Source organism: uncultured Microbacterium sp., from assembly GCF_913776565.1.
Lineage (GTDB): Bacteria > Actinomycetota > Actinomycetes > Actinomycetales > Microbacteriaceae > Microbacterium.
This window is the reverse complement of sequence record NZ_CAJYPF010000105.1, coordinates 1-2881: the sequence shown is the minus strand read 5'-3', so window position 1 is coordinate 2881 and position 2881 is coordinate 1. Positions and strand designations below refer to the sequence as shown.

The 2881-nt window shown below is 70.3% G+C and carries 3 protein-coding genes and 1 pseudogene; 2 read left to right on the top strand and 2 right to left on the bottom strand.

From position 1 onward, the window contains the following. Together QZ433_RS05725 and QZ433_RS05720 are read left to right on the top strand one after the other, a co-directional pair. Positions 1 to 254 (top strand): annotated as a pseudogene (locus tag QZ433_RS05725) (glutamyl-tRNA reductase); the annotation flags it as partial. A gap of 166 nt (positions 255 to 420) precedes the next feature. Further along, the gene (locus QZ433_RS05720; RefSeq protein WP_295780636.1) at positions 421 to 993 is read left to right on the top strand and encodes an HhH-GPD-type base excision DNA repair protein; all 573 of its coding nucleotides are present in this window, start codon (positions 421 to 423) and stop codon (positions 991 to 993) included. Between the two features lie 148 nt (positions 994 to 1141). On the opposite strand, the gene QZ433_RS05715 is transcribed toward QZ433_RS05720, so the two are convergent. Beyond that, positions 1142 to 2530 (bottom strand): glycine--tRNA ligase, encoded by a 1389-nt coding sequence (locus tag QZ433_RS05715; protein WP_270353751.1) that lies wholly within the window; start codon positions 2528 to 2530, stop codon positions 1142 to 1144. Between the two features lie 78 nt (positions 2531 to 2608). Then, the coding region (locus tag QZ433_RS05710; protein WP_295780632.1) for an enolase C-terminal domain-like protein at positions 2609 to 2881 on the bottom strand (273 nt) is incomplete at its 5' end.

Below are 2881 nucleotides of genomic sequence, written 5' to 3'. Positions count from 1 at the left end.
GCGCCCACGTCTTCGGCGTGCTCGACACCGAGGTGGCCCGCGTGCGCGCCCGCGGCGACGAGGGCGGACAGACCGAGCAGGCCCTGCGCCACCTGGTCGGCGTGCTGCTGCACACCCCCACGACGCGCGCGCACGAGCTGGCCGAGTCGGGTCGCGCCGACGACTACATCGACGCCCTGTCGGCTCTGTTCGGTATCGAGGTGGCCGAGGCCGCCGCCCCTGCGCTCCCGCGCGACATCGCCGACGCGGGCTGAGCGGCGTCCGCCGGTCCCGCCCGCGTGACGTTCCCGCCCTCCCGCGAGACTGCACGTGGCTGACAACTCGGTGACAGGATGTCGCCGACTCGTCAGCCACGTGCAGTCTCGGCGGCCGAAGCGCTGGCGCGAGCCGGGGCCGACCCGCGCGCGGGAGAATGTCCGCATGAGCCTGCGCATCACCGACGACCCCGCCGCCGACGAGCTGCTGACGAGCAACCCTCTCGCATTGCTGATCGGCATGCTGCTCGACCAGCAGGTCCCCATGGAGACCGCGTTCGCCGGACCGCTGAAGATCCAGGAGCGCACCGGATCGATGGATGCCGCCACCATCGCCCACCAGGACCCCGACGACTTCGCGGCCGCGTTCTCGCAGTCGCCCGCGGTGCACCGCTTCCCTGGATCGATGGCCGCGCGCGTCCAGTCGCTCTGCGCGGCGATCGAAGACGACTGGGACGGGAAGGCCGAGAACCTCTGGACCCGCGACGCCCCCGACGGCGCCACGGTCCTGAAGCGCCTCAAAGCCCTTCCCGGCTTCGGCGAGCAGAAGGCCAAGATCTTCCTCGCCCTGCTCGGCAAGCAGCGCGGCTTCGACGGCGCCGGATGGCGTGAGGCGTCGGCGCCCTACGGCGAGGACGGCTCGTTCCGCTCGGTGGCCGACATCGTCAGCCCCGAGTCGCTGACGAAGGTGCGGGAGCACAAGCGCGCGGCCAAAGCCGCGGCGAAGAACGGCGAGTGAGCCCCTCCCCGACGGGGCCCGGCAGCAGCCGTGCACGCCCCCTCGGGGAGGCGTGGACGCGCACCCGAGCTGACCGCGCAAGCGGCAGAACGAGAAACCGGATGCCACGACCGACAGGCCGTGGCATCCGGAATCGATCGACAGCGGGTCAGGCCCCGCGCAGCCGCTCCGCCAGGTAGCCGTGCAGCGCGTCGAGACCGATGCGCTCCTGGCCCATCGTGTCGCGGTCGCGGACGGTGACGGCGTTGTCGTCGAGCGAGTCGAAGTCGATCGTGACGCAGAACGGCGTGCCGATCTCGTCCTGGCGACGGTAGCGGCGACCGATCGCCCCGGCGTCGTCGAAGTCGACGTTCCAGCCGGCGCCGCGCAGGGTGTCGGCCACCTCTCGCGCGAGCGGCGACAGGCGCTCGTTGCGCGACAGCGGCAGCACCGCGGCCTTGACGGGCGCGAGACGCGGGTCGAGCTTGAGCACGGTGCGGGTGTCGGTGCCGCCCTTCGCGTTCGGCACCTCTTCTTCGCGGTACGCGTCGACGAGGAACGCCATCATCGCGCGCGTCAGACCGAACGACGGCTCGATCACGTACGGCGTGTACTTCTCGCCCGAGGCCTGGTCGAAGAACGTCAGCGACTGGCCCGACGCCTCGGAGTGGCTCTTGAGGTCGTAGTCCGTGCGGTTGGCGACGCCCATGAGCTCGCCCCACTCCTTGCCCGGGAAGCCGAAGCGGTACTCGACGTCGATCGTGCCGGCCGAGTAGTGCGCGCGGTCGTCCTCGGGCACGTCGAAACGCTTCATGTTGTCGGCGTCGATGCCGAGGTCGATGAACCAGTTCCAGCAGGCCTCGACCCAGTGCTCGAACCACTCGTTCGCTTCGGCGGGCGGGGTGAAGTACTCGATCTCCATCTGCTCGAACTCGCGCGTGCGGAAGATGAAGTTTCCGGGCGTGATCTCGTTGCGGAACGCCTTGCCGACCTGGCCGACGCCGAACGGGGGTTTGCGACGGGATGCCGTCAGCACGTTCGAGAAGTTCACGAAGATGCCCTGCGCGGTCTCGGGGCGCAGGAAGTGCAGGCCCGACTCGTCGTCGACGACACCGAGGTAGGTCTTGACCAGGCCCGAGAACGACTTGGGCTCGGTGTACTGGCCCTTGGTGCCGCAGTTGGGGCAGGGCACGTCGGCGAGACCGTTCTCGGCCTTGCGGCCCTTGCGCGCCTCGAAGTCCTCGATGAGGTTGTCGGCGCGGAAGCGCTTGTGGCAGCTCAAGCACTCCACGAGCGGGTCGGTGAAGGTCGCCACGTGACCCGAGGCCTCCCACACGCGCTTGGGGAGGATGACGCTGGAGTCCAGCCCCACCATGTCGCCGCGACCGCGGACGAACGTCTGCCACCACTGACGGCGGATGTTCTCTTTGAGCTCCGTGCCGAGCGGGCCGTAGTCCCACGCGGAGCGCGAGCCGCCGTAGATCTCACCGGCCTGAAAGACGAACCCGCGGTGGCGGGCGAGGGCGATGACCTTGTCGAGGCGGGACTGTTCGGCCATGGCGGCTCCAATGGTCGGGAAAGTTGTGGGGATCGAGCGCGAGGGCGCGGCATCCAGTTTATCGAGAGCCGCCTGCTCTCACCGCGTGATCCGCTCGCGACGGACGGTGACGGCCTCGAGCGCGGCGTGGTCGATCTCGATGCCGAGCCCCGGACCGGTGGGTACGCGCACGTGTCCGTCCTCGATCACGGCCGGCTCGGTCACGATGTCGCGGGTGTAGAAGCGGGCGGATGCCGAGATGTCGCCCGGCAGCGTGAACCCCGGCAGGGCGGCGAGCGCGGCGTTGGCGGCGCGGCCGATCCCCGTCTCGAGCATGCCGCCGCACCACACCGGCACCCCCGCGGCGACGGC

Coding starts and splice junctions, on each gene's coding strand:
- QZ433_RS05720 (WP_295780636.1), top strand. CDS start 421: ATGAGCCTGCGCATCACCGACGACCCCGCCGCCGACGAGCTGCTGACG.
- QZ433_RS05715 (WP_270353751.1), bottom strand. CDS start 2,530: ATGGCCGAACAGTCCCGCCTCGACAAGGTCATCGCCCTCGCCCGCCAC.